Annotated in this window: 24 protein-coding genes and 1 tRNA gene; 16 read left to right on the top strand and 9 right to left on the bottom strand. The window is 67.2% G+C overall.

Going from position 1 to position 26,415, the window contains the following annotated elements:
• On the top strand, positions 1 to 567 hold a 567-nt coding region (locus tag NY1_RS36000; protein ID WP_067721631.1), incomplete at its 5' end, for an IS3 family transposase.
• Here the strand turns inward: NY1_RS36000 and NY1_RS45480 are convergent.
• From NY1_RS45480 to NY1_RS35990, 3 genes are all read right to left on the bottom strand, one after another.
• Positions 474 to 911 (bottom strand): HEPN domain-containing protein, encoded by a 438-nt coding sequence (locus NY1_RS45480; protein WP_169815449.1) that lies wholly within the window; start codon positions 909 to 911, stop codon positions 474 to 476. The genes NY1_RS36000 and NY1_RS45480 overlap by 94 nt on opposite strands.
• A 177-nt stretch (positions 912 to 1,088) precedes the next feature.
• On the bottom strand, positions 1,089 to 2,027 hold the full coding sequence (locus tag NY1_RS35995; RefSeq protein ID WP_067721630.1) for a tyrosine-type recombinase/integrase: 939 nt from the start codon (positions 2,025 to 2,027) through the stop codon (positions 1,089 to 1,091).
• A gap of 99 nt (positions 2,028 to 2,126) precedes the next feature.
• Positions 2,127 to 2,200 (bottom strand) — tRNA-Arg (locus NY1_RS35990).
• Between the two features lie 206 nt (positions 2,201 to 2,406).
• On the opposite strand from NY1_RS35990, the gene NY1_RS35985 reads away from it, so the two are divergent.
• The 8 genes from NY1_RS35985 to NY1_RS35950 all read left to right on the top strand — a co-directional run bounded on the left by NY1_RS35985 (position 2,407) and on the right by NY1_RS35950 (position 15,010).
• Positions 2,407 to 4,446, top strand: a complete 2,040-nt coding sequence (locus tag NY1_RS35985) for a bifunctional copper resistance protein CopD/cytochrome c oxidase assembly protein (RefSeq protein WP_067721629.1) — start codon at positions 2,407 to 2,409, stop codon at positions 4,444 to 4,446.
• Positions 4,443 to 5,402, top strand: coding sequence for a threonine/serine dehydratase (locus tag NY1_RS35980; protein WP_084535986.1), 960 nt, complete (start codon positions 4,443 to 4,445; stop codon positions 5,400 to 5,402). The genes NY1_RS35985 and NY1_RS35980 overlap by 4 nt, the downstream gene beginning before the upstream one ends.
• 18 nt (positions 5,403 to 5,420) lie before the next feature.
• On the top strand, positions 5,421 to 5,927 hold the full coding sequence (locus NY1_RS35975; RefSeq protein WP_233434634.1) for a single-stranded DNA-binding protein: 507 nt from the start codon (positions 5,421 to 5,423) through the stop codon (positions 5,925 to 5,927).
• A 10-nt stretch (positions 5,928 to 5,937) separates the two neighbouring features.
• Entirely contained in the window at positions 5,938 to 7,614 is a 1,677-nt protein-coding gene (ettA, locus tag NY1_RS35970) for an energy-dependent translational throttle protein EttA (protein ID WP_067721627.1), read from the top strand.
• Positions 7,615 to 8,113: 499 nt separating this feature from the next.
• Positions 8,114 to 13,015: an NAD-glutamate dehydrogenase gene (locus NY1_RS35965; protein ID WP_067721626.1), complete on the top strand. Its 4,902-nt coding sequence runs from the start codon at positions 8,114 to 8,116 to the stop codon at positions 13,013 to 13,015.
• 47 nt (positions 13,016 to 13,062) lie between these two features.
• Positions 13,063 to 13,500: an acyl-CoA thioesterase gene (locus tag NY1_RS35960; protein ID WP_439956064.1), complete on the top strand. Its 438-nt coding sequence runs from the start codon at positions 13,063 to 13,065 to the stop codon at positions 13,498 to 13,500.
• Positions 13,501 to 13,516: 16 nt separating this feature from the next.
• A complete protein-coding gene (locus NY1_RS35955) occupies positions 13,517 to 14,188 on the top strand; it encodes a DUF8185 domain-containing protein (protein ID WP_067721625.1) in 672 nt (223 codons plus the stop codon).
• Between the two features lie 90 nt (positions 14,189 to 14,278).
• The gene (locus NY1_RS35950) at positions 14,279 to 15,010 is read left to right on the top strand and encodes a dienelactone hydrolase family protein (RefSeq protein WP_067721624.1); all 732 of its coding nucleotides are present in this window, start codon (positions 14,279 to 14,281) and stop codon (positions 15,008 to 15,010) included.
• Positions 15,011 to 15,035: 25 nt separating this feature from the next.
• On the opposite strand, the gene NY1_RS35945 is transcribed toward NY1_RS35950, so the two are convergent.
• Both NY1_RS35945 and NY1_RS35940 read right to left on the bottom strand, forming a co-directional pair.
• Positions 15,036 to 15,353, bottom strand: a complete 318-nt coding sequence (locus NY1_RS35945) for an AzlD domain-containing protein (protein ID WP_067721623.1) — start codon at positions 15,351 to 15,353, stop codon at positions 15,036 to 15,038.
• A complete protein-coding gene (locus NY1_RS35940; protein WP_084535984.1) occupies positions 15,350 to 16,117 on the bottom strand; it encodes an AzlC family ABC transporter permease in 768 nt (255 codons plus the stop codon). Before NY1_RS35940 ends, NY1_RS35945 begins: the two co-directional genes overlap by 4 nt.
• 75 nt (positions 16,118 to 16,192) lie before the next feature.
• On the opposite strand from NY1_RS35940, the gene NY1_RS35935 reads away from it, so the two are divergent.
• Positions 16,193 to 16,765, top strand: coding sequence for a helix-turn-helix domain-containing protein (locus NY1_RS35935; RefSeq protein WP_067721622.1), 573 nt, complete (start codon positions 16,193 to 16,195; stop codon positions 16,763 to 16,765).
• Here NY1_RS35935 and NY1_RS35930 read toward each other — a convergent pair whose 3' ends face one another.
• Positions 16,766 to 17,479 (bottom strand): HNH endonuclease, encoded by a 714-nt coding sequence (locus tag NY1_RS35930; protein WP_174567252.1) that lies wholly within the window; start codon positions 17,477 to 17,479, stop codon positions 16,766 to 16,768.
• 214 nt (positions 17,480 to 17,693) lie between these two features.
• On the opposite strand from NY1_RS35930, the gene NY1_RS35925 reads away from it, so the two are divergent.
• The 5 genes from NY1_RS35925 to NY1_RS35905 all read left to right on the top strand — a co-directional run bounded on the left by NY1_RS35925 (position 17,694) and on the right by NY1_RS35905 (position 21,285).
• Positions 17,694 to 18,098: a globin gene (locus NY1_RS35925; protein ID WP_067721621.1), complete on the top strand. Its 405-nt coding sequence runs from the start codon at positions 17,694 to 17,696 to the stop codon at positions 18,096 to 18,098.
• 142 nt (positions 18,099 to 18,240) lie between these two features.
• A complete protein-coding gene (locus tag NY1_RS35920) occupies positions 18,241 to 19,833 on the top strand; it encodes a glycoside hydrolase family 13 protein (protein ID WP_067721650.1) in 1,593 nt (530 codons plus the stop codon).
• A 76-nt stretch (positions 19,834 to 19,909) separates the two neighbouring features.
• Entirely contained in the window at positions 19,910 to 20,188 is a 279-nt protein-coding gene (gene ctaJ / locus NY1_RS35915; RefSeq protein ID WP_067721620.1) for an aa3-type cytochrome oxidase subunit CtaJ, read from the top strand.
• Positions 20,175 to 20,642, top strand: coding sequence for a DUF5130 domain-containing protein (locus NY1_RS35910; protein ID WP_067721619.1), 468 nt, complete (start codon positions 20,175 to 20,177; stop codon positions 20,640 to 20,642). The genes ctaJ and NY1_RS35910 overlap by 14 nt, the downstream gene beginning before the upstream one ends.
• 166 nt (positions 20,643 to 20,808) lie before the next feature.
• Positions 20,809 to 21,285, top strand: coding sequence for a helix-turn-helix domain-containing protein (locus NY1_RS35905; protein ID WP_084535982.1), 477 nt, complete (start codon positions 20,809 to 20,811; stop codon positions 21,283 to 21,285).
• Between the two features lie 98 nt (positions 21,286 to 21,383).
• On the opposite strand, the gene NY1_RS35900 is transcribed toward NY1_RS35905, so the two are convergent.
• The 3 genes from NY1_RS35900 to pepN all read right to left on the bottom strand — a co-directional run bounded on the left by NY1_RS35900 (position 21,384) and on the right by pepN (position 25,320).
• Positions 21,384 to 21,974, bottom strand: coding sequence for a ClpP family protease (locus tag NY1_RS35900; RefSeq protein ID WP_067721618.1), 591 nt, complete (start codon positions 21,972 to 21,974; stop codon positions 21,384 to 21,386).
• Complete coding sequence (locus NY1_RS35895) at positions 21,971 to 22,570, bottom strand: ClpP family protease (RefSeq protein ID WP_067721648.1); 600 nt, start codon at positions 22,568 to 22,570, stop codon at positions 21,971 to 21,973. Before NY1_RS35895 ends, NY1_RS35900 begins: the two co-directional genes overlap by 4 nt.
• A gap of 158 nt (positions 22,571 to 22,728) precedes the next feature.
• Positions 22,729 to 25,320, bottom strand: coding sequence for an aminopeptidase N (gene pepN, locus NY1_RS35890; RefSeq protein ID WP_067721617.1), 2,592 nt, complete (start codon positions 25,318 to 25,320; stop codon positions 22,729 to 22,731).
• 150 nt (positions 25,321 to 25,470) lie between these two features.
• On the opposite strand from pepN, the gene NY1_RS35885 reads away from it, so the two are divergent.
• The gene (locus NY1_RS35885) at positions 25,471 to 26,292 is read left to right on the top strand and encodes a phosphoribosylaminoimidazolesuccinocarboxamide synthase (RefSeq protein ID WP_067721616.1); all 822 of its coding nucleotides are present in this window, start codon (positions 25,471 to 25,473) and stop codon (positions 26,290 to 26,292) included.
• The last annotated feature ends 123 nt before the right edge of the window (positions 26,293 to 26,415 follow it).

The following is a 26,415-nucleotide window of genomic DNA, read 5'->3' as shown; positions in this document are numbered from 1 at the left end:
AACGGCAGACCCGGGCCACCCGTCCATGACGATCTGGTTCGGCGAAACTTTCGCAGCGACGCACCAAATCGCCTGTGGCTCAGCGATATCACCGAACATCGCACCGGTGAAGGCAAGCTGTATTTGTGCGCGATCAAAGATGTCTTCTCCAACCGGATCATCGGCTACTCGATCGATTCACGGATGAAGTCCCGACTCGCGGTCACCGCACTGAACAACGCAGTCGCCCGCCGTGGTGATGTCGCCGGTTGCATTCTGCACACCGACCGCGGAAGTCAGTTTCGCTCAAGGAGATTCGTCCACACGCTCAACCGTCACCGCATGGTCGGGTCCATGGGGCGTGTGGGTTCCGCCGGTGACAACGCCGCCATGGAAAGCTTCTTCAGCCTGCTGCAACGCAACGTGTTGAACCGGCAGCGCTGGGACACCCGCGAGCAACTGCGGATCGCGATCGTCACCTGGATCGAACGCACCTACCACCGCCGACGCCGACAGGCCCGACTCGGCCGGTTGACCCCCATCGAATTCGAAACCATCATGTCCCCAGCAGCCCGACAGGCTGCATGACCACTGTCACCAGATCCTGCAGCAGCCCCTTCGTCTGGTTGCCACAAGGGCTTCTCCCTGCGGAGGCCGCTGGCGATCCTTGCCCTCAGTGGCCGGGGGAGGTCTTTGTACGCAGCTACCTGACCGGAGATGTACTCCGCGACCTCGACCACGACGTCCTCTACATATGCTTCCCACACGGTCACGATGAACACCATGGCAGCTTTGTTGAGCGAAGCTCGCTGAGCTTGTGATACGGGCCGATCTGTCCGCAGCTCGATGAGATGGTCGATCGTGGCCCAATTGCTGTGGAACTCCGCCCACGCACCGGTCCGAGGGTTGACTACGCCTTGGACAGCTTCCATGCGGCGTGACGGTACAGCGACCGGTGGTACTCACGCACCCGGGTTTTGCCCTACTTCGGCGACAGGGTGGGGCAGCCTGGTCGAATACTGCAGGCCCACAATGATTCCGGGTTTACCACCCCTGAACCGCGTTCGCTCGCAGATAGTCAGTTTCACTGAGTACCAGGGCTCGAACAGCTACAACTTGTCACCTAACCGGGCCTTGCGATGGGCGTCGCGGGCGCGGGTCTCGGCGGTCGCGCGGGCGTATCTACCGATCATCTGACGAGATCTCCAGCCTGCCAACATCATTAGGTCTTGCTCCTGCCCGCCGTTCGCGAGCCAGTTGTGCGCGAAGAAGTGACGAAGTTGGTGCGGGTGCAGGTGCTTGATTCCAGCGGCTTCGGCGCGGCGTTCGAGGATTTGGTAGATACCCCAGCCGGTCATCTTGCCCCGCTTGCCCAGCCACAGTGCGGCGTTGTCGTTGGCTGCCTTCGGATGTCGAGCGCGAATGCGGAGATAGCGTCGCAGTGCGATTCGCGTCTTGTCTCCGAAGGGAAGCGTTCGTGGCCGGCGTCCCTTGCCGAGGACGAGGACGGTGTTCTCTTGGAAGTCGAGGGCATCGATTTCGAGCGTCGCGATCTCGCCTACCCGTGGACCGATGTCGGCCATCAATCGGATGATCGCGGTATCGCGGCGCGCTTCGAAGTCTGTGCCTTCACACGCGGCCAGCAACTTTCGCAAGTCTTCGATGGGAGGTACCGGGACCGGCTTCTCGGGGACGTGTGGCGGCGTCATCTTGTCGAAGGGATTTGCTTCGAGGATGCCTTCGGATTCCAGGTACGCGCAGAACTGTTGGAGGCTGCGGTACTGGCGGTGGGCGTACTCGGGGGAGATCGGTTTGCCGGTGCGGCGGTTAGTTCGGCCGAGCGTGTCGACGATGTAGTTGCCGAGGTTGTCGCGGGTCAGTGCGTCGGCGTTGGCCTCGATCGGTGGCGACTGTGCTTGGAGGTAGGCGACGAAGTATCCGACGTCCTGGCTGTACACATCGATGGTCCCCGTGGCCTTGTTGGCGCGCCGTAGCTCGGTGACGAAGTCCTCCAGCAGCTCGGGGATGGCGCCAAGATCCTGCCCCATGCTGCGATGCTACGCCGCAAAAGTTCCTTGGTGTTTGAGCGTTGTACGGGACGGGTATTGGTGTAACTGCGCGCTTTGGCGCAGGTCACCCATGAAAAGTGCCCCCGGCAGGAATCGAACCTGCGACCTAGGGATTAGAAGGCCCTTGCTCTATCCAACTGAGCTACGGAGGCATTGCGGGCATCGCCGGGGCGATGCGGCCACCAAACACATTGACCGATATCGATCTCCGTGTCCAGCGGGTTAAGTATAGCGAGCGTCCAGATCGGGTAATGGTGTGCGTGTAGCAACCGTTCGGCGCGTCGGGGCGGTTGTGCGGACTCGGGGACGGGAAACCCCAGGGGAGTCCGGACGGGTGTGGAGAACTACCCTGGGTCGTATGTCGTCACCGCAGGAACCGTCCGCAGGCACTGGTGTACAGGTGAACCGGGCGGGGGCTGGGGGGACGTTCGCGGGGGTGGCCGCGGTCAGTGCGGCTGTGACAGCTGTGGTGGCTGCGCTGGTGGTGGGGTTGTCGGCTTCGCAGGCGCTCAGTTTGCTGGGGATTCCGGATCCTGGGCCTTTGACCACGTACGGGTTGCCGGCGGTGCGGGCCGTTGCTGATCTCGCTGCCGCTTTGACGGTGGGGTCGTTGTTGTTCGCGGCGTTCTTCGTGCCGCCGCAGGCCGACGGGCTGCTGGATGTGGGCGGGTTCCGGGCGTTGCGGCGGGCGGGGAACCTGGCGCTGGTGTGGGCGGGGGCCTCGGCGTTGCTGGTGCCGCTGACTTTGTCGGATACCACCGGGCAACCTTTCCTGGATTCGCTGCGGCCGGAGTCGGTGTGGCGGGCCGCGGATCAGGTCGATGTGGCGGGGTCGTGGCGTACGACCGTGTTCTTCGTGCTGGTGCTGGCGGTGGGATGCCGGCTGGCGTTGCGGTGGGGATGGACGCCGGTGCTGTTGTGGCTGTCGGTGCTGTCGCTGCTGCCGGTGGCGTTGACGGGGCATTCGTCCTCGGGCGGGGCGCACGATATCGCCACCAATAGCCTGATTCTGCATCTGCTTTCGGCCTGCGCCTGGGTGGGCGGGCTGTTCGCGGTGCTCGCTTACGCACTGCGGGAGGGCAAGTACACGGCCCTGGCCGCGCGCCGGTTCTCGACGGTGGCCACGGTCTCGTTCGTGGTGATCGCCATCAGCGGTGTGATCAACGCGTGGGTGCGGGTGCCGTTCGACGATCTGTTCAGTACTACCTATGGGCGATTGGTGTTGGCCAAGACCGCCGCGCTGGTGGTGCTCGGCATCATCGGGTTCGCCCAGCGGAAGCGCGCCCTGCCGGACCTGGAGAAGGATCCGAACAATCGCGGGGCGCTGATCCGGTTCGCGGGCGTCGAGGCGCTGGTCTTCGCGGCCACCGTGGGACTCGCCGTCGGCCTCGGCCGCACCCCGCCCCCGGAACTACGCAAGGTCCCCAGCCCGGCCGAGGTCGAGATCGGCTACAACCTGGCGGGCCCGCCGACCGTCGGCCGCATCCTGTTCGACTGGCGCTTCGATCTGATCTTCGGCACGCTCGCCATCGTGGCGGCCATCCTCTACCTGCGCGGTGTGGCGCGACTGCGCAAGCGCGGCGACGCCTGGCCGGTCGGCCGGACCATCGCCTGGATGTCGGGTTGCGTGGTGCTGCTGCTGGCCACCAGTTCCGGCATCGGCCGCTACGCCCCGGCCATGTTCAGCGTGCACATGGCCCAGCACATGATGCTCTCCATGCTGGCCCCGATCCTGTTCGCGCTCGGCGGCCCGGTACTGCTGGCGCTGCGGGCGATCGCGCCCGCCGGCAAGGGCCAGCCCCCGGGCCCGCGCGAATGGATTCTGGCCGCCGTGCACAATCCGGTGTCGCGCTTCATGACTCAGCCCGTGGTCGCCTCGGTGTTCTTCGTGGCCGGGTTCTACGCCCTGTACCTGGGCGGCATCTTCGACAAGTACGTCGGCTCGCACGGCGCCCACCTGTTGATGAACGTGCACTTCCTGGCGAGCGGATACCTCTTCTACTGGGTGGTCATCGGCATCGACCCCAAGCCCCGGCAGGTGGAGCCGCTGACCAAGCTGGGCATGGTGTTCGGTTCGCTGCCCTTCCACGCCTTCTTCGGCATCGCCCTGATGAGCATGAATACCGTGCTGGGTGGTTGGTTCTATCGAGGGCTGGGCCTGGGCTGGAACAGCGATCTGCTCGATGATCAGCACACCGGCGGTAGTCTCGCCTGGGCCAGTGGTGAAATTCCACTGGTGGTGGTGATGCTGGCGTTGCTCATCCAGTGGTCGCGCAGTGACAATCGGCTGGCCACCAGGTTGGATCGCGCCGCGGACCGGGACGACGACGCGGAACTGACCGCGTACAACGCCATGTTCGCCGAGCTCGCACGGCGCGACCGAGGAGTGCGTAAGTGAGTGATGTCGCCGTGGCGACCCGAAAACCCAAGCGGCTGTACCGATCCGACGTGCGCCAGGCCCGGCGGCTGCTGCGCGGGCAGATCCGCAAGACGCCGGTCTTCCACACCGATATCCAGGGCCCGCGCGGCCCGGTGCCGGTCACGCTGAAGCTGGAGCACCTGCAGCACGGCGGCACGTTCAAGGTGCGCGGCGCCCTGAACGCGCTGCTGCAGGCGGGCAAAACGGTCGACGGCGTGGTGATCGCCTCCAGCGGCAATGCCGGGATCGCCGCCGCCATGGCGAGCGCGCTGCGCGGGCTGTCGTGCACGGTCGTGGTGCCGGAATCCGCGCCGCACACCAAGGTCGCGGCCATGTGGTCGCACGGCGCCGAAGTGCTCTGGCACGGAACGACTTACGCCGAGGCGCACAAATTCGCCTGCCAGCTGGCCGCCGAGCGCGGGGCCATGCAGCTGCACGCCTTCGATCAGCCCGCGATCGTGGCCGGTGCGGGCGTGGTCGGGCTGGAGATCGAGGAGCAGGTGCGGGGCCGGCCGCCGGTGCTGGTCGCCGTCGGCGGCGGCGGGCTCTTCGCCGGGATCGCGGTGGCGCTGGGCCTGCGCGGCCGGGTGGTCGGGGTGGAGCCGCAGGGGGCGCAGACGCTGCACGCGGCGCTGGCCGCCGGTCATCCGGTGGACGTGGACGTCTCCAGCGTGGCCTCGGATGCGCTGGGCGCCAACCGGATCGGCGATATCGCGATGGAGGTCGCGCAACGGTATTCGGTGCGGTCGCTGCTGGTGTCCGACGATGCCATCGTGATGGCGCGCGAGTACCTGTGGCGCGAGTTCCGGATCGTGGTGGAGCCCGCGGGCGCGACGGCGGTGGCGGCGATCCAGAGCGGGGCCTACGTGCCGGCGCCGGGGGAGCGGCCGGTGGTGGTGCTGTGCGGAGCCAATACCGATCTGGCCACGCTGTAATCATCCACAGGCCGCGAGTTGTCCACACTCGCCGGAGACGGGCTGTCGGCGGCAGCGTGGCCGCGCGACCCTCGTCTCATGTATGAAATCCAAGCAGCCATCGTGGGAAACGTTGTCACGGAACCGGTTCGGCGCCAGCTGCCATCGGGGGAGGAGATCCTGGCCTTCCGCCTGGCGAATACCAGTCGACGTTTCGACCAGACATCCGGACAATGGGTCGACGCGGGCACCATGTATCTGACGGTCAGCTGCCGGCGGCGGCTCATCGACGGCGTGGAGTCCTCGGTGCACCGGGGTGATCCGGTTATCGCCTACGGCTCGCTGAGATCCAGCGAATACACCACCCGGGACGGGGTCGAACGCAACGATCTCGAGATGCGCGCCACAGCGGTCGGCCCCGACCTGGGTCGATGCACAGCTGCGGTGCAGCGCAAACACTTCGGTCGCGCCGAGCGCCCGGACCCTGTTCAACCCCCCGCGGCGGATGCGGACACTGCCGCAGAACCCGCAACGACACACAGTTAGGCTTGCCGATATGGCTGAGTTCATCTACCAGATGGTGAAGGTTCGAAAGGCGCATGGCGACAAGGTCGTGCTCGACAATGTGACCTTGAATTTCCTTCCCGGCGCCAAGATCGGCGTTGTCGGTCCGAACGGCGCCGGTAAGTCGAGCGTACTGAAGATCATGGCGGGACTGGACCAGCCGAACAACGGTGATGCCTGGCTGGCGCCCGGCGCGACGGTCGGCATCCTGCAGCAGGAACCGCCGCTGAACGAAGAGAAGACCGTCCGCGGCAATGTCGAGGAAGGCCTCGGCGAGGTCAAGGTCAAGCTGGATCGGTACAACGAGGTCGCCGAGCTCATGGGCGTCGAGTACACCGACGAGCTCATGGAGGAGATGGGCCAGCTCCAGGAGTACCTGGACCACGCCGACGCCTGGGATATCGACTCCCAGCTCGAGCAGGCCATGGACGCGCTGCGCTGCCCGCCGCCGGACGAGCCGGTCACCAACCTCTCCGGTGGTGAGCGCCGCCGCGTCGCGCTGTGCAAGCTGCTGCTGAGCAAGCCCGACCTGCTGCTGCTCGACGAGCCCACCAACCACCTCGACGCCGAATCGGTGCTGTGGCTCGAGCAGTTCCTCGCCTCCTACCCGGGCGCGGTCCTGGCCGTCACCCACGACCGGTACTTCCTCGACAATGTCGCGGAGTGGATCCTCGAGCTCGACCGCGGCCGCACCTTCCCCTACGAGGGCAACTACTCCACCTACCTGGAGAAGAAGGCCGAGCGCCTCGAGGTGCAGGGCAAGAAGGACCAGAAGCTGCAGAAGCGCCTCAAGGAGGAGCTGGCCTGGGTCCGCTCCGGCGCCAAGGCACGGCAGGCCAAGAACAAGGCGCGTCTGGGCCGCTACGAGGAAATGGCCGCCGAGGCCGAGAAGATGCGCAAGTTGGACTTCGAGGAGATCCAGATCCCGGCCGGTCCGCGCCTGGGCAATGTGGTCGTCGAGGTCGAGAACCTGGACAAGGGCTTCGGCGACCGCATCCTGATCAAGGATCTGTCGTTCACCCTGCCGCGCAACGGCATCGTCGGCGTCATCGGCCCGAACGGTGTCGGTAAGTCGACGCTGTTCAAGACCATCGTCGGCCTGGAGAACCCGGACAGCGGCAATGTCCGCGTCGGCGACACGGTCAAGCTGAGCTACGTCGACCAGAACCGCGCCGGCATCGACCCGAACAAGAATGTCTGGCAGGTGGTTTCCGACGGGCTGGACTTCATCCAGGTCGGCAATGTGGAAATGCCTTCCCGCGCTTATGTTTCGGCGTTCGGTTTCAAGGGCCCGGATCAGCAGAAGCCGGCCGGGGTGCTCTCCGGTGGTGAGCGCAACCGCCTGAACCTGGCGCTGACCCTCAAGCAGGGCGGCAACCTGATCCTGCTCGACGAGCCCACCAACGACCTCGACGTGGAGACCCTGAGCTCGCTCGAGAACGCCCTGGAGAACTTCGCGGGCTGCTCGGTGGTCATCTCCCACGACCGCTGGTTCCTGGACCGCACCTGCACGCACATCCTGGCGTGGGAGGGCACCGAGGACAATCCGGCCGCGTGGTTCTGGTTCGAGGGCAACTTCGAGGCCTACGAGGCCAACAAGATCGAGCGCCTGGGTCCGGAAGCGGCTCGCCCGCACCGGGTTACCCACCGCAAGCTCACCCGCGGCTAGGCGGAAATCGGCCGTTACTCTCGCGTAGAAATGACGCGGAGGACGCGGTGATAGATCATCTACCCGCCGGGGTTGCCGATCGTTGGATCGGGCCCCGGCGGGAGTTCACCCGCCTCTCGGCAGCCGTTCGGCCGCGGCGGGAAAACTGGGCTCCCGCGGGAACGGCGGCAGTCGTTCCCGGCTTGCCCGAAAAGCCGTTTGCTGGGGGCTCGCCGTTTGCCGGAACCGGTCTCGACTGGTAGTCAGGAAAACGGCTATCCAATAGCGAACTCAACGGTTTCGCGAACGCAAAACTGCGCGAAAACCGTTTTGGTGCAAGGTTTGTCGTACGTCACCTGGCAATTCCGCATGGGTGCGGCGTCCGCCGTACCGTCCGGTTTGTCCGGTGTGTGCGACGCGGCGCGGCATTGAGAGGAATTCAGCCCGGGGCCTCCGGCGCCCAGCTACTCTCGGACCGGCGTCACTTTGTTACGGAACCGAATCCGAGGGAGCTGGCGAAATGACGGTCTCGTCCGAATTGTCCAACGCGGCCTGGGCTGCGAGTTTGCCCGCGTCCTTGCGGGGCAATCTCGTGTCGCTCGAAGAGGCCTATTTCCGACACGTCGACGCCGGCGACGCGGACTGCGCTATCCCGGCGACTTCCACCCAGATCTTCCGCTGCCATGTCGATCTCGCGCTGCGCCGCCAACCCGGCACCGCGAACGTGCAGGTGTACCACGCCGATGACGACGCCGGTCTGGGCGTCGCCGTGCAGATGGTCACCGACGACATGCCGCTGCTGGTCGAATCGGTCACCTCCTCGCTGGCCCGCATGGGCGTCAGCGTGAGCGAGATCGTGCACCCCATCTTCGAAGTGACCCGCGATTCCGACGGCATGCTGGACACCGCCGTCCCGCACGAGGTGGACGGCAACGGCGCCACCGGCCTGCGCGAATCGTGGATGCACGTGCAGCTGCACCCCGCCACCAGCGCCGAGCAACTGCGCCGGATCGAGTCCGCGCTGCCCGATGTGCTCACCGACGTGCGCCGCGTCATCGAGGACACCGAGGCCATGCGCGCCGCCCAGGACCGGGTCGCCGGCGAACTGGGCAAGGCCGCGAGCTCGGGGGTATCCCCGTTCTCCGCAACCGATCTCAAGGATGTCGCGCAGCTGCTGGGCTGGCTGTCCGACGGTAATTTCACCGTGCTCGGCTACGCCTGCTACGAGCGCACCGACGTCGGCGGCCAGGCCAAATCCACCATCGTGCCGTCGAGCAGCCTCGGCGTGCTGCGCCCCAATGTCGGCACCGACTTCCGGGTCCCGGACAACAGCGGCGACCAGCCGCTGCTCATGCTGACCCAGGGACTGGTGCCCGCCACCGTGCACCGCGCCGTCTACCCGTACTTCGTCGGCGTCGCCGAAATCGACGACACCGGTGCGGTTTTGGGCGAGCACCTGTTCATCGGCGTCTTCACCGTCAACGCGCTGCACGAGAACGTCCTGGACATCCCGGTCATCGAGCGCCGGGTGCGCTCCATCATCGAGACCAGCGGGTTCGACCTGGACTCCTTCTCCGGCCAGGAGATGCTCGAGGTCATCCAGTCCTTCCCGCGCACCGAACTTTTCTCCTCCGACGAGGAGACGCTGCGCCGCACCGCCAGCGCGGTCCTGAATGTCGGTATGCGCCGCCAGGTTCGGCTGTTCATGCGCATGGACGGCTACGGCCGCTTCGTCGCCTGCATGGTGTACCTGCCGCGTGACCGCTACACCACCCGGGTGCGCCTGGAAATGCAGGACATCCTGATGCGAGAGGTGGGCGGCGACTCCATCGACTACTCGGCCCGGGTCTCCGAAAGCGACTTGGCCAGCGTCTATTTCACCGTCCGCCTGCCCGACCAGGGCGGCGCGGCCGATACCTCCGAGGCCAATCGCCTGCGCATCCAGCACCTGCTGGCCGAGGCCAGCCGCACCTGGGACGACCACCTGCGCGACGCCGTCGCCACCTCCACCGTGCTCGATCCGGCGGTGGTGCAGCGCTACGCCGAAGCCCTTCCCGAAAGCTACAAGGAGGACTTCGGATCCAGCCGGGCCATGGCCGATATCGTGCGGCTGCAGGGCCTGGCGGAAGGCGGCATCGACCAATACCTGTACCGCCGGGCCGATTCCGAGCCCGGTTCGTGGCGGTTCACCCTCTACATCGGCGGCACCGGCATCTCGCTGAGCCAGGTGCTGCCGGTGCTGCAGAGCCTGGGCGTCGAGGTCATCGACGAACGCCCGCACCAGCTGGATTTCGATCACGGTCCCGAGCAGTGGATCTACGATTTCGGCCTGCTGGCCCGGCCGGAGCTGCTGCGCAGTTCGCTGGACCACAATATGGACGCCGAGCTGGTGGAGTCCTCGCAGCGCCTGGACGCCCTCGACGATCACGTGCGCGGTATGCGGCAGCGCTTCACCGAGGCCTTCGAAGCGCTCTGGTTCGGCCGCGCCGAAGCCGACGGGCTCAACGAACTGGTGCTGCGCGCCGGGCTGAACTGGCGCTCGGTGTCCATCCTGCGCGCCTACGCGAAATACCTGCAGCAGGCCGGATTCCCGTACAGCCAGGCCAATATCACCCGCGTACTACTCGCCTACCCGGAGGCGGCGAGCATGTTCGTGGACCTGTTCACGGCACTGTTCGACCCGGACTCCGCCAATGCCGAGCACGCCCGCGATCTGGAAGGTGCGGTGCGGCATCGCATCGACGAAGTGGTCAGCCTGGACGCCGACCGCATCCTGCGCGCCATCCTCGGGCTCATCAAGGCCACCCTGCGCACCAACTACTACGTCACCGACGCGGAGGGCCAGCCGCGGGATTACCTGTCGTTCAAGGTGGAACCGCAGGAGATCGCCGAATTGCCCAAGCCGCGGCCGCAGTTCGAGATCTTCGTGTATTCGCCTCGGGTCGAGGGCGTGCATCTGCGGTTCGGTCCGGTCGCGCGTGGCGGGTTGCGGTGGTCTGATCGTCTGGAGGATTTCCGGACCGAGATCCTGGGCTTGGTGAAGGCGCAGGCGGTGAAGAACGCGGTCATTGTGCCGGTTGGTGCCAAGGGCGGGTTCGTGGTCAAGCAGCCGCCGGCCGCGACCGCGGATCCGGTGGCGGATCGCCAAGCGTTGCAGGCCGAGGGCATCGCCTGCTATCGCACGTTCATCTCCGGCCTGCTGGATGTGACCGACAATGTGGATCGGGCGACGGGTGCGGTGGTGCCGCCGGCGCGGGTGCTGCGCCGCGACTCCGATGACACGTATCTGGTGGTGGCCGCGGACAAGGGGACGGCGACGTTCTCCGATATCGCCAATGATGTTGCCCAGTCCTATGGTTTCTGGCTCGGTGACGCCTTCGCCTCGGGTGGCTCGGCCGGGTATGACCACAAGGCGATGGGTATCACCGCCCGGGGTGCGTGGGAGTCGGTGAAGCGGCATTTCGCGGAGATGGATATCGATACCCAGACCCAGGACTTCACGGTCGTCGGTGTGGGTGACATGTCCGGCGACGTGTTCGGCAACGGCATGCTGCTCTCGCGCCACATTCGCCTGATCGCCGCGTTCGACCATCGGCATATCTTCCTGGATCCGACTCCGGACGCGGCAACGTCGTTCGCCGAGCGGGAGCGGATGTTCGCATTGCCGCGTTCGTCGTGGGCCGATTACGACCGGTCGCTGATCAGCGCGGGCGGTGGGGTGTTCGATCGGACCGTGAAGTCGGTACCGATCAGCGAACAGGCCCGGGAAGCTTTGGGATTGGCGGCGGAGGTGACCTCGTTGTCGCCGCCGGAGCTGATCAAGGCGATCTTGAAGTCGCCGGTGCAGTTGCTGTGGAACGGCGGCATCGGCACCTACATCAAGGCCTCGACCGAGACCAATGCCGAGGTGGGCGACAAGTCCAATGACGCGGTCCGGGTGAACGCGAACGAGTTGCGGGTCAAGGTGATCGGCGAGGGCGGCAACCTGGGCGCGACCGCGCACGGGCGGATCGAGTTCTGCCGGTACGGCGGCAAGATGAACACCGACGCCCTGGACAACTCGGCGGGAGTGGACTGCTCGGACCACGAGGTCAATATCAAGGTGCTCCTGGACGGTGTGGTCTCGAGCGGTGAGCTGGCCGAGGCCGACCGCAATCCGCTGCTGGCCTCCATGACCGACGAGGTGGCCGATCTCGTCCTGCGCGACAATGTCTCGCAGAACTACCTGATGGGCATGTCGCGCGCCGAATCCCCGCGCATGCTCAATGTGCACGCTCGCGTCATCGAGGACCTCGAGGAGCGCCGCGGCCTGGACCGCGAACTGGAAGCGCTGCCCGGCGAAATCGAGATGAAGGCGCGCCAGGAACAGGGCACCGGCCTCACCTCGCCCGAACTGTCCAATCTCATGGCGCACGTGAAGCTTTCGCTCAAAGCCGACCTGCTCGCCGGGGACCTGCCCGATACCGCGTACTTCGCGGCGCGGCTGCCGCAGTACTTCCCGACACCGCTGCGCTCGCGATTCGGCGCGGCCATCAAGAAGCATCGGCTGCGCCGCGAGATCACCACCACCATGCTGGTCAACGAGGTGGTGGACCTGGGCGGCATCACCTACGCGCACCGGCTCAACGAGGAGATCGGGGCGACGGCCTCGGACGCGGTGCGGGCCTTCACCGCCGCCACCCAGATCTTCGACCTGCACTCGGTGTGGGATCGGATTCGCGCCGCCGACATCTCCACCGGCATGAAGGACGCGCTCGAGCTCGAGACCAAGCGGACCCTCGACCGGGCCTCGCGCTGGCTGCTCAACAACCGGCCGCAGCCGATCGCGGTCGGCGCGGAGATCCATCGCTACTCCCAGGGCGTGCGCAATCTCGGCCCCAAGGTGCCGGGCTGGCTGCGCGGGCACCACGTGGATCTGCTCAACGAGCAGTCGCGGACCCTGGTCGGACAGGGCGCGCCGAGCGAGCTGGCCACCGAGGTGCACGGGCTGCTCAACCTGTTCCCGCTGCTCGATGTGATCGATATCGCGGATATCACCGATCGCAAGGGTGAGGAGGTGGGTGCGCTCTACTACGCGCTCAACGACCATCTCAAGATCGATTGGCTGTTGCAGGCGGTCAGCCACCTGGAACGCGGTGATCGCTGGCATGCGCTGGCCCGGCTCGCGCTGCGCGACGATATGTACGGTTCGCTGCGCTCGCTCACCCTCGATGTGCTCTCCGCCGGAGACCCGGAGGAGACGGCCGAGGAGAAAATTGCATACTGGGAGTCGAAAAATCAGTCCCGCCTGGGTCGTGCACGCAGCGCCCTCTCGGAACTGTTCGAGTCCGGAACCCACGACCTGGCCACGCTGTCGGTTGCGGCGCGGCAGGTGCGCAGCATGGTGAGTGGGGTGGGTGCGCAATCGGAGGTACCGCGTTGACGAGTGTCGGTTCGCTGAACGGCCATGGAAAAGCTGAACTGGTGGAACTGGGGGAGACCCCGGTGCTGCCCAAGCGCTTCCACACCAAGGTCGAGGTGCGCTGGTCCGATATGGATGCTTTCCAGCACATCAACCATGCCCGCATGGTGACCCTGCTGGAGGAAGCCCGCATTCCGTGGCTGTTCACCGACGACCGGCCGACCGTGCGCCTGCGGTCCGGCTGCGTGCTCGCCGACCTGCACGTGCAGTACAAGGGTCAGCTGCGGCACGAGGACTCGCCGCTGGACGTGTCCATGTGGATCGAGCGGTTGCGCGCCGTGGACTTCACCGTCGCCTACGAGGTCCGCGCCGCCGGCGCGGACCCGGCCTCCCCGGCCGCGGTGCTCGCCTCCACCCAGCTGGCCGCCTTCGACATCGACACCCAGCGTCTGCGCCGCCTCACCACCGAAGAACGCGACTACCTGTCGCTGTGGCTGGCCGACTGAGCCGAGCCCGCCACCCGTGAGCGACCTGACCCTGCACGTTCCCGACCCCGCGGAACGTGAGAACCTGGCGACCTTCCTCTCGCACGCCATCCGCCTGGACCCGGCGGCCGTGGTCCGCCTGCGCCGTCGCGGCGTGAACTACGTATCCGCCTGGGCCACCACCGGTTTCGAGGCCCTGGCGGTGCGCACCGTGGTGGCCACGCTCGGCACCGACGATGTGACGGTCGGCGCCGACACCGTGCTGGCGGGCCTGCACGCCCCCGGCTCCGGGAGCGCCTTCGGTCTCGGCTATGCCATGGATTCGGCCTGGCGCACCGCGCTGCCCCCGGAAACCGGCTTCGTCCACGTCGACGACGTTCCCGCCCGCATGCTGGTCGAATTGGCCGAGCGGGGCGCGGAATTGGCGCAGGAGCACGGTTCCTCGCACGGCCCGCCCGCCGCCCTGCTGGATCAGACGGTGCTCACCGTCTCCAGTGGCAGCGAAGAGGTGGAGGTGCCGATGCGGGTCGTCTTCGCTTTGGCCGCAATGGATTTCATCCCGCACGGCGGCGAGAAGACCGACTCGCGCCGTATCTCCGCCGACGAGATAGTCCGGGTTCGCGCCGCCCGCACCTGGTTACGCCTGGACGCCCGCTACGGCTCGGTGGCCCGCCGTCGCGGCTCGGCCCTGCCGTTGCTCACCAGCTGACGAACGCCGCCTGCCGGGCATCGGAATCTCGATGCCCGGCATAGTTCTTTCGATTGGCCGAACCTCCTCTGCCGCAGTACGTTCGGCGGCATGACCAGTCTCGGCATCACCACCGAATGGATCGAACTGGACGTCGACGGCACCCTCGTGCGCGCGTACGTCGCCCGCCCCACCGCCGCCGGCGCTTACCCCGGAGTCATTGCGGCCCACGAGATCTACGGCCAGCACCCCACCATGCGCGCCACCGCCGACCGGCTCGCCGCCCTCGGCGCGATCGTCATCCTGCCCGACCTGTTCCACCGCGCCGAACCTGGCGCGGATCTCGCCTTCACCCCCGAAGACCGCGAACGCGGCCTCGCCCTGCTCCGCACCCTGACCCGGGACGGGGTCCGCGCCGATTTCGCCGCCGCCCTGGCCGAATTGACCCGCCGCGGCGCCACCGCTACCCACCTCATCGGCTTCAGTGCGGGCGGCCACGCCGCCTACTACGCCGCCACCCAATTCCCGGTAGCTTCCGTCACCGCCTTCTACCCCGGCTGGCTGACCAACACCGATATCCAGCTCTCCACCCCCGAACCCACCATCGAACTGAGCTCCGCCATCACCGGCCGCGTGCTGCTCTTCTTCGGCGGCGCGGACGGCCTCATCGATGGCCCGGCCCGCGACGGCATCGCGAAAACCCTCGGCGACATTGGCATCGAGCACGAAATCGTCGTCTACGACGAGGCCCCGCACGCCTTCCTCAATCCCGGCCGCGCCACCTACCGCGAGGAATACGCCGAGGATGCCTGGAGCCGGTTGGCCGGCCAGCTGGCCCGCTGAACCGGGCGGCGGATCACCCAGTGGGTCAGGACAGCCCGAAGTAGCGCAATCCCGCGGTGGTGACGGCCGCGGCGAAAAGGACGAGCAGAATCGGCGCTCGCCGCCAGGCCAGGACGGCGGCGACGAGCACACCCGCGGGCAGAGCGATACCGACCGGACTGTGCTGGGAGGGCACCAATGTGGTGACCACCAGCGCGGTCAACAGCACGACCGAGGCGATCTCCATGAGCCGCACCGCTCGCGGCGACACCTTCACCCGATTGCGCAGCACCGGTCCCGCGAAGCGGAAAGCGAACGTGCCCAACGCGAGTGCGAACGCCCCCAGGAGCAGCGCCTTCGTCATGAGCACGCACCGTCCGATTCAGCGAACACCTTCGATGCGTTGGTGCTCCCGCTGGGCGCGGCTTCGTTCGACGCGGTTCCGGTTTGTGCGTCCGTAGGCGCGGCGCGGTGTGCGACCAGCAGGACGGCGGTCAGGGCGAGTAGGACCGGCAGGCCGGCACCCAGGAACGGGGTGGCGACGGCCGCGACCACTGCTCCGGCGAGAGCGGCTGTGCGGGTGAGGGGTTCGCGCAGGGCGGGGAGTACCAGGGTGATCAGTACCGCCGGGAACACCGCGTCCAGGCCGAAAGCGTTGGGGTTGGGCACGATCGACCCCAGGACCGCGCCGAGGGCCGCGCCGAGCGGCCAGGCGGCCAGGACGGCCAGGCCGCAGAGCCAGTAGGCGGCGCGGCGGCGATCGCGGTCGGGCTGGGCCATGGCCATGGCGACGGATTCGTCGTTCATGACGTGGGTGGCGACCAGCCGCCGCCAGCCGGTGCCGACCACATCGGGCACGGACAGGCCGTAGGGGAGGTGCCGGGCATTGACCAGCAGGCCCGCCAGCACGGCGGCGACCAGGCTGCCGCCGCCGGTGAGGATGCCGATGAAGACGAATTCCGAGCCGCCGGCCACGACGGCGGTGCTGAGCAGCACGGGCAGCCACACGGGGAAGCCCGCGGTGACGGCCGTCGCGCCGTAGGAGATGCCGATCATGGCGACCGCTAGGCAGATCGCCGCGATTCCCGTGAGTACACTCCGATCGAGTGTTCGCCATATCGAACGCATGACTCATATAATGAACACATTGGGACGGGTTCGTCAAAGACCTTCGTCTTCGGCCCGGTACGCTGTGAAGCCGTTATGACCGAGCACGAAAGCCCTGCGCCCGCGCCGCCGCAACAGGCGATAGCCGCTGCCCTGCGCCGGGAACGCGCCACTGCCGGGCTGTCGCTGACCGAGGTCGCCCGCCGCGCCGGAATCGCGAAATCCACACTGTCGCAATTGGAATCGGGCTCCGGGAATCCGAGCATCGAAACCTTGTGGGCGCTGTGCGTGGCGCTGGACGTGCCGTTCTCGCGGCTGCTGGATCCGCCGAGTCCGCAGGTCCAGGTCATCCGTGCCGGTGAGGGTGCGGCGCTAGCGTCCGCCCAGGCAGAGTATCGAATCACACTCCTGGCGGCCGCACCGGCCACCGCCCGCCGCGATATCTACCGGCTCACCGCCGAACCCGGCCATCCGCGCGACTCCGAGCCGCACGCCCGCGGCGTCGTCGAGCACGTCGTGCTGTGCGCGGGCCGCGCCAAGGTCGGCCCCACCGACGCACCCGTCGAACTCTCACCCGGCGACTACATCTGCTACCCCGGGGACATGCCGCACATCTTCGACGCCCTGGAACCGGGCACCTGGGCGGTGCTGGTCAGCGAATACAGCTGATCACGCCGCGCCCTCGCCGAGGTATTGCAGCCAGGTCGGGTCCAGTTCGGAGCTGGCGGACAGCAGCCGCCAGTGCGGGCCCTTGGGGGCGACCATCGGGTGATGGATGGCCCAGCCGAGCTCGCTCAGCAGCTTGTCGGCCTTGCGGTGATTGCACGGCGCGCAGGAGGCCACGCAGTTCTCCCACGAGTGCGCGCCGCCGCGGCTGCGCGGGATCACGTGGTCGATGGTCTCGGCCTTGCCGCCGCAGTAGGCGCAGCGATATCGGTCGCGATGCATGAGCGCCGCACGGGTCATCGGCACGCGGGCGCGGTAGGGGACACGCACGTAGGTGCGTAGTCGGATGACCGAGGGCAAGGCCACCGAGGTGCCGGCCGAATGCACCACCGGGCCTTCGGGATTGTCGTGCACCGTATCGGCCTTGTCGCAGATCAGCAGCACGATGGCGCGGCGCGCGGACAGGGCGGTGAGCGGTTCGTAGGTGGCGTTCAGCAGCAGGACGCGACGCTTGGCCCACGAGGGGACGCTGGGAGTTTCGGGCGGATGAGCCGGGCCCGGATGAGAATGCTCGGGATGGGTACCCGAGTGATGATCGGGACGAGAATGCTCGGACAAGATGTGCAGCGGAGTAGCCCCCGACCCACGATTGTGGACGTCGGCGGGCTGGAGTTGTCGATGTGTCCGCGCTTCGCGAGCGCCGTGCCGCTGCTTCATGGGCCATACCCCGAATTCGTATTCGTCCGATTATGTGGTATCTCGGCAGACTGCCACCCAGTTGACCATGGATATCACCAGATTGCACGGTGATTTCGCACATTGCACAGCACATTCGGGTGAACACGACATGACGGTTCCGCCACCTGGGGAAATCCGGGCCGGAAGGGGTGCCCCGCGGGCCGGGTCGGCGGGTTCCAGGCAGAATGAGGGCGTGACTTCGGGTGAGCAGCAGGCGACATCGTTCTACGCGGAAGTGGGCGGCGCCGACACGTTCGAGCGGATCGTGGCGGCCTTCTATCGCGAGGTGAAGGACGACGAGGTGCTGCGGCCGCTGTATCCGGAGGCGGATCTGGGTCCGGCCGAGCGGCGCTTGCGGATGTTCCTGGAGCAGTACTGGGGCGGCCCGCGGACCTACGGCGAGGAGCGCGGGCATCCGCGGCTGCGCATGCGGCATCACCCGTTCAAGGTCGGCCCGATCGAGCGTGACGCCTGGTTGCGCGCCATGCACATCGCGGTGGCGGAGATCGAACCCGAGGTGCTCGACGACGCCCATCGCAAGCAGTTGCTCGATTACTTCGAGATGGCCGCGAATTCGCTCATGAACTCACCCTTCTGAATTCGTTTCGCAGAAGTCGTAGCAGCCCAGAGGGTTTCCGTTTTCCCAGCTCGGCTACTGATGATTTGCTGAATCTGGACAACTGTCGCGGAGGTGCACGCACAGGTCGGTCTGCTTTGGCACCATTACGGCTGTGACTGAGATTTCCGCCGGGTCGGGGACCGTATCGGCGCAGCCCGCGCCGTGGTGGCGAAACGCCGTGTTCTATCAGGTGTACCCGCGTTCCTTCGCCGATTCCGATGGCGACGGCGTGGGCGATCTGGGTGGATTGCGCGAGAAGCTGGGCTATCTGGAACTGCTCGGCGTCGATGCCCTGTGGATCTGCCCGGTCATGCGCTCGCCGATGGCGGACGGCGGCTACGACGTGTCCGATCCGCGCGATATCGACCCGCTCTTCGGTGGTCTGGCCGCCCTGGACGAGGTCATCGCGGAGGCGCACGACCGGCAGATCCGGGTCACCATGGACCTGGTGCCGAACCACACCAGCGATCAGCACGTGTGGTTCCGGCAGGCCCTGGCCGCCGCGCCCGGCAGTCCGGAGCGCGCCCGCTACATCTTCCGCGACGGCCGCGGCCCGGACGGCGCGCAGCCGCCGAACAACTGGCCCAGCATCTTCGGCGGCCCGGCCTGGACTCGCGTCACCGAGGCCGACGGCAGACCGGGGCAGTGGTATCTGCACATCTTCGCGCCCGAGCAGCCCGATCTGAACTGGGAGAACCCCGAAGTCGCACTCGATTTCGAGCAGACCATGCGGTTCTGGCTGGATCGCGGGATCGACGGTTTCCGCATCGACGTCGCGCACGGCATGGCCAAACCCGATGGCTTGCCCGATATGACCAGGATCGACACCCGCATGCTGGTGCACGACGACAACGACCCGCGCTTCAACAATCCGGGCGTGCACGAAATCCACCGCCGCCTGCGCAAGGTGATGGACGAGTACCCGAACGTGGTGTCCATCGGCGAGGTCTGGGTGGACGACAATGTCCGCTTCGGCGAATACCTGCGCGCCGACGAACTGCATATGGCGTTCAACTTCCGGCTCGCCGAGACCGCCTTCGACGCCACCAAGATCCGGGCGGCCGTGGACAATTCGCTGCACGCGGTGGCCGAGGTCGGGGCCAGTCCCACCTGGACGCTGTCCAATCACGATATCGAGCGCGAGGTCACCCGCTACGGCGGCGGCGCGGTGGGGCAGGCGCGGGCCCGGGCCATGGTGCTGCTGGAGCTGGCGCTGCCAGGGGCCGTATTCGTCTACAACGGTGCGGAATTGGGCCTGCCGAACGTGGACGACCTACCCGAGGCGGTCTTGCAGGATCCGACCTGGGAGCGGTCCGGGCACACCGAACGCGGTCGCGACGGCTGCCGGGTGCCGCTGCCGTGGGAGGGCGCGCAACCGCCGTTCGGTTTCACCACCGGGAATTCGTGGCTGCCGATCCCGGCGCAGTGGGCGCAGGTCACCGTGGAACAGCAGCTCGAGCGCCTGGACTCGATGCTGTCGCTGTATCGCATGGCCATCGAATTGCGGGCGACCAGGCCGGAATTCGCGGGTGCGGGGCTGGAGTGGTACGGCTCGCCGGCGGGCTGCCTGGCCTTCCGGCGTGCCGGCGGGCTGCTGTGCGTGCTGAACGCGACCGATGCCCCGATCCTGTTGCCCGCGGGCGAGGTGTTGCTGGCGAGCGCGCCGATTAGCGCGAGAAAACTTCCGGCAAACTCCACGGCCTGGCTGATCTGAAACGTTTGGTAACGACACGTGATCACAGTCCGCTACCGGTCGTCGTAGACGCTCGCCCATCGATTACCGTTGAGCCGTGAGCATTCTCCAGACAGTGCTGATCTATGTCGGCATCCCGCTTGCGATCTATCTGGTGATCGCCGGGTTGTCGTTCCTCGGCAAGCCGCTGCCCGGCAAGAAGCCGGCCCATTTCTCCCTCGGTCAGAAGTGGACCGAGCCGCCGGTGCTGTGGAGCGCAACCGACGAGGTGACCGGTGCCGGCCACCACGGAGCTGACTCGTCGCATGGCAACCATGCGGCAATCGAATCCGCCGCGGCGGACCTGATCGGAGGCCGGGCAAGTGGCAAGTTCTAATTGGCCCGCGGTGAATGCCGCCGACCTACCGCACGGCTACGCCATCACCACCAGCGGGCGCGTGTCCGGTGTGCACGAGGCCGGCGATATCTTCGCCGAGGTTCCGTTCACCGATCGCGAGCGGCTGATCATGGACAATGCGCTCACCGAGGCGACTCGCGCCACCAAGGTGCGGTTCAACATCTACATCGGTGACCTGGGCGCGGACACCGGCGCCGGCGCGGACGCGCTGTTCCCGGCCACCCCGGAGGCCGAGCGTTCGGTGCTCATCGCCGTGGACCCCAATGCCAAGGCCGTCGAGGTGCGTTCCGGCAGCGATGTCGCCGAGCGCGCCAACGACCGGGTCTGCCAGCTCGGCGCCACCGCCGCCCTCAGCTCCTTCCGTCAGGGTGAGCTGATCGACGGACTGGTTTCGGCCGTGCGCGTGATGGCCGCGGCCATCGGCCGGGTGTAGTTCGCCCGGAACTCTCGGGGACTCTCGGGGGCTGCCGCCCCCGAACCCCTTGCTGTCTTCCACCCCTTCCGGTTCGCCGGGAGGGGTGCGTCGTTTTCGCGTTCGGCTTGTACGCCCAGAGCGTAAGAGCGCGCGGGTGCGGACCGCCCGGCCTTAGGCTCGGAAGATGTCCGAGCACCCGCGACTTCAGGCCCTGCCCGGCGGACGCGTGGATGCCGCGCGCGCACCACGACTGGAAGCGGTCCCCGAGCCGATCCGGCGCGAGGAACCCACCTCGTCCGGGACCGCCGAGCCCCGCCGCGCCCTGCGCCGGGTGCCGCCGTCGCGCACCGTGCGCGAGCCGCTGTGGCGGGAGGTGCTCGGTGAGCGTTTGCGGTCGCTGCGGCAGGAGCACGGCGAGAAGCTGGCCGAAACGGCTGCGCGCGCGGGGATCTCGCCGCAGTACCTGTCCGAGGTGGAGCGCGGGCGCAAGGAACCCTCGAGCGAGATGATCGCCGCGCTGGCCGGTGCGCTCGGCACCGATCTGGGTGGGCTCATCGAGCAGGTTGCCGGTGAACTGCGGCGTCAGCGGATGGCCGCTTCGCTCAGCGTGGCCGTTCCGCGCCTCGAGGGTATGCCCGTTCTGCTGGCCTTGGCGGCCTGACGGTATCGCCGCTGGCCTGACAGTATTACCGCAGACCGGACCGTAGTGCCGCAACAGCCTCGGTGATTCGAGGGCTGTTGCGGCGGCGGCCGTTTCGGTCAGTCGCGGGGGCCGAGGACCTGGTCCACCAGGCCGTAGCTCAGGGCGGTTTCGGCGGTGAAGACGCGGTCGCGATCGGTGTCGCGGCGGAGCGTTTCGGGGGACTGGCCGGTGTGTTTGGTCAGGATGGCTTCGATTTCGGCGCGCATGCGGACGATTTCATCGGCCACCAGGATCAGGTCGGGGATGGTGCCCTGGCCGCGAGTCGCGGGCTGGTGCAGGACGATTCGGGCGTGGGGGAGCATGGAGCGGCGGCCTTTCGCGCCCCCGGCGAGCAGGACCGCGCCCACCGCGATCGCCTGGCCCACACAGGTCGTGACGACGGGCGACGAGATGTGCTGCATGGTGTCGTAGATGGCGAGCATGGCCGACAGGTCGCCGCCCTCGCAGTTGATGTAGAGGTTGATCTCCTGGCCCGCCCCCTCGGCGTCGAGGTGCAGGAGCTGGGCGATCAGCGCGTTCGCCACCCCGGAGTCGATGGGCGTGCCCAGATAGACGATGCGCTCGGTGAGCAGATGCGAGTAGACGTCCATGATGCGTTCGCCGCGCGGCGAGGAGGCGATCACATTGGGGATGGTGTAGCTGGTCATGAGATACCTACCTTGTGACGCTGGGGAACGACCTGGCGGAAGTCGTCGACGATGCCGTCGATGAAGCCGTATTCGCGGGCCTGCTCGGCGGTGAACCAGCGATCGTGCAGCGAATCCTCGTAGATCTGGTCGAAGGGCTGCCCGGTGTCGGCGGCGATGAGGCCCAGCACGGTCTGCACGGTGTAGCGCAGATCGTCGGCCTGCACCTCGACCTCGACCGCGCTGCCGCCGATGCCCGCCGAACCCTGATGCATGAGGATGCGGGCGTGCGGGAGGGCGAAGCGGCGGCCGGGGGTGCCGGAGGAGAGCAGGAATTGCCCGGCGCTGCAGGCCAATCCGAGGGCGAGGGTGGAGACCTCGCAGGGGATCAGCCGCATCACGTCGCGAATGGCGAGCATGGCGGGGACCGAGCCGCCGGGGGAGTGGATCCACAGCGAGATCGGGGTTTCGGAATCCTCCGCGGCGAGGGTGAGCAGCTGCGTCATGAGCAGCGTGCCGTTGTCGTCGTCCAGGCCGCCGTCCAGTACCAGGACGCGGCGACCGAAGAGCTGTTCTCTGGTGCGCCAGTTGAACATCGGCGTCTGCTTCTCTGTCATGCATTCACCGTGCATGACCGGAGCCCCGAATCTCGCGCCACGCTGCTCACAGCAGATCCGCTCACAGCAGCGTGAGGAAAACCGCTGGTACAAGGGCGTATTCGAGAAAGCCCGCAGGCCCCTTCCGGGGATCCGGAAGGGGCCTGCGGGACTTGCTGTTACGCCTGGTCGAAGGCGCGGGCGCGCAGGGAGCGCTCGATGCCCGCCTTGCCCTCGACGACGAGGCGGCGCAGGGCCGGCGGGTGGTCGCCGGCGAGGAACTTGTCGGCGACGGCGACGGCTTCCTCGGTGACGGCCCAGTGCGGGTAGAGGCCGACCACGACGGTCTGGGCGACCTCGCTGGAGCGGCGCTCCCAGACGTCGGCCACTTCGGCGAAGTAGCGTTCGACGTAGGGGGTGAGCAGTTCGGCCTGGCCGACCGGCGCGAATCCGGTGACGATGGCGCGGGTGGTGATGTTGGCGACCGAATCGTCCTCCATCACGGTGGCCCAGGCGCTCGCCTTGACCTCGGCCTGCGGGCGGGCGGTGGCCGCGGCGGCGGCCTGACGGCGACCGGCGGCGGTGTTGTCCCGCTCCAATTCGGCGTCGATCAAGGGCGATTCGACACCGTCGGAGTCGATGGACCCCGCCGCGGCGAGAGCCTGCGTGACCCGCCAGCGCAGATCGGTGTCCACGGTCAGCCCCGCGAGTCCCACGCCCTGCGGATCGCCGGCCAGCAGCTGCTTCAGCACCTGCACGTGCTGTTCCGAGAGCAGCGCCCCGGTGAGCGCGTTGACGAACGCCAGCTGATGATCCGAACCCGGTCCGGCGGCGCGCGCCAGCTCCAGGAGCCGGTCCGCGAACTCCGGCCAGCCGGTCGCCGCCGCCCAAGCCGGATCGGCGTACGAGGACAGCGCGGTGTGCGCCTGCATCAGCAGTCGTTGCACCACACCGATCTCGGTTTCTGCGCCCACCCCGCGCTGCACCAGCGCCACGAAGTCACGGGCCTTCATCTCGGCCTGCCGGGTCATCTCCCAGGCCGCCGACCAGCACAGCGTGCGCGGCAGCGGTTCGGCGATATCGGCGATGCGCGCCACCACGGTGTCGAGCGAGTCGGCGTCCAGCCGCAGCGAGCAGTAGGTGAGGTCGTCGTCGTTGACCAGCACCAGCTTGCCGCGCGAAACACCCACCAGCGCGGGCACTTCGGTGCGCTCGGCGGCCTCGACGTCCAGCTCGACGCGCTCGGTGCGCACCAGCTTGCCGTCCTGCTCGTCGTACACGCCGACGGCGATACGATGCACGCGCCGCTCACCCGCGCCCGGTTCCGCTCCGCCCTGCACCACGGTGAACGAGGTGAACTTGCCGTCGGCGTCCACGGTGAACTCGGGCCGCAGAATGTTCAGGCCGGTGGTCTTGAGCCACTGCGCGCCCCAGTCCGACAGATCGCGTCCGGACGCCTTCTCCAGTGCGCCCACCAGATCGTCGAAAGTGGCGTTGCCGTAAGCGTGTTCGGTGAAGTAGTCGCGCAGGCCGGCCAGGAACGGCTCCAGCCCCACGTACGCCACCAGCTGTTTCAGCACCGAAGCGCCCTTGGCATAGGTGATGCCGTCGAAGTTGACCTCGACCGCCGCCAGATCCGGGATGTCCGCCGCGATCGGATGGGTGGAGGGCAGCTGATCCTGCCGGTACGCCCAGGACTTCTCGACATTGGCGAACGTGGTCCAGGCATTCTCGTATTCGGTGGCGCCGACCTGGCACAGCACCGAGGCGAAGGTGGCGAAGGACTCGTTCAGCCACAGGTCGTCCCACCACTTCATGGTGACCAGGTCGCCGAACCACATGTGCGCCATCTCGTGCAGCACGGTCTCGCAGCGGCGCTCATAGGACGCTCGAGTCACCTTGGAGCGGAACACATAATCTTCGAGGAAGGTGACCGCGCCCGCGTTCTCCATTGCGCCCGCGTTGAATTCGGGCACGAACAACTGGTCGTACTTGCCGAAGGCATACGGCACACCGAAATTGGTGTGATAGAAGCCGAAGCCCTGCTTGGTTTCGGTGAAAAGCCGTTCGGCGTCCATGAATTCGGCCAGCGAGGCACGGCAGTAGATGCCGAGCGGGATCTCGCCGTGCGAATCGGTGTAGGTGTCGGTCCATTTCGCGTACGGCCCGGCGATCATGGCGACCAGATAGGTGCTCATGCGCGGGGTGGTGGCGAAGGTGTGGCGGATGGTCGCGCCGACCCGGTGGGTGTCGATGACCGCACCGTTGGAGATGACCTCCCAGTCCTCCGGCGCGGTGGCGATGATGTCGTAGGTGGCCTTCAGATCCGGCTGATCGAAGCAGGCGAACATGCGCTTGCAGTCGGCCGTCTCGAACTGCGAGTACAGGTAGACCTTGTTGTCGGTCGGGTCGATGAAGCGGTGCAGGCCCTCACCGGTGTTGGAGTACTCGCAGTCGGCGTCGACGACCAGTTCGTTGCTGGCGGCCAGGTTCGGCAGCGTGATGCCCTGCGACTCGTCGTACTCACTGACGTCCAGCGCCACGCCGTTGAGCACCGCGGACCGCACGCCCGCACCCACCAGATCGATGAAGGTCTGCGCACCCGGGGTGGCGGTGAAGGTGACCGTCGAGCGCGAGTGGAAGGTACCGGTCGTCACCGCGTCGGGGCCGGTGGGCTGCCCGGTCAGATCCAATTCGACCCGGTAGTTCTCCACCTGGACCGTCGCGGCGCGTTGGATCGCCTGCTCGCGGGTGAGATTCGGTGCTGACAAGGGGGCTCCTTAACTCTCGGAGAACTGCTGCCGTGCGACTTGCCCAGCTTGCCACGTCGGCCGGGTTGGCGGGTGCGGGCCGGTTCGAGCAGGTCGGTAGGGTGTGCGTGGCAGCCAGTCGCGCGATCGCGCCCAGTTCGAGGAGGACCGTTGAAGCACATCCACGCCGGTAAGGTGCGCGATCTCTACGAGGACGGCGATTCGCTGATCCTGGTCGCGTCCGATCGGGTGTCGGTGTACGACGTGGTGCTGCCGACGCCCATCCCGGACAAGGGGGCGATGCTCACCCAGCTCTCGAACTGGTGGTTCGAGTACTTCTCCGATGTGCCCAACCACATCCTGTCCACCACCGATGTGCCCGCCGAGTTCGCGGGGCGCGGGGTGCGGGTGAAGCCGCTGAAGATGGTGAAGGTCGAGTGCATCGCGCGCGGGTACCTGACCGGTGGCGGGCTGAAGGAGTACGAGCGGACCGGATCGGTGTCCGGGGTCGCCTTGCCGCCCGGACTGGTCGAAGGGTCCAAGCTGCCCGAGCCCATCTTCACGCCCACCACCAAGGCCGATGCGGGGCACGACGAGCCCATCACCTTCGAGGATGTGGTGAATCAGGAGGGGAAGGAGATCGCCGAGCAGCTGCGCGATCTGACCCTCCAGGTGTACACCCGGGGTGCGGAGCACGCCGCCGCGCGCGGGGTGATCATCGCCGACACCAAGGTCGAATTCGGTTGGGACGGTGACAATCTCACCCTCGGCGACGAAGTCCTGACCTCCGACTCCTCCCGCTTCTGGCCCGCCGACCAGTACGAGCCGGGCCGCGTCCAGCCCTCCTTCGACAAGCAGTTCGTCCGCGACTGGTCGACCTCGACCGGCTGGAACAAGGAATACCCGGGCCCCGAGATCCCCGCCGACGTGGTCGCCGCGACCCGCGCCAAGTACGCCCAGGCCTACGAGCTCATCACCGGAAAGGCCTGGTAGAGCCAACTCTCGGGACTCTCAGGGGTTTCACCCCTGAAACCCCTTGGGAGGGGAGCCTATAGGCCCCTGACGCTGAGCCACTGGGCTGAGTCCCTGGGCCGAGCCCCCGGTTCGAGCCCCCGG

The organism is Nocardia yamanashiensis NBRC 100130 (genome assembly GCF_001613325.1).
GTDB lineage: Bacteria > Actinomycetota > Actinomycetes > Mycobacteriales > Mycobacteriaceae > Nocardia > Nocardia yamanashiensis.
Note: the sequence above shows the minus strand (reverse complement) of the source record. Positions and strands in the feature narration are given on the sequence as shown.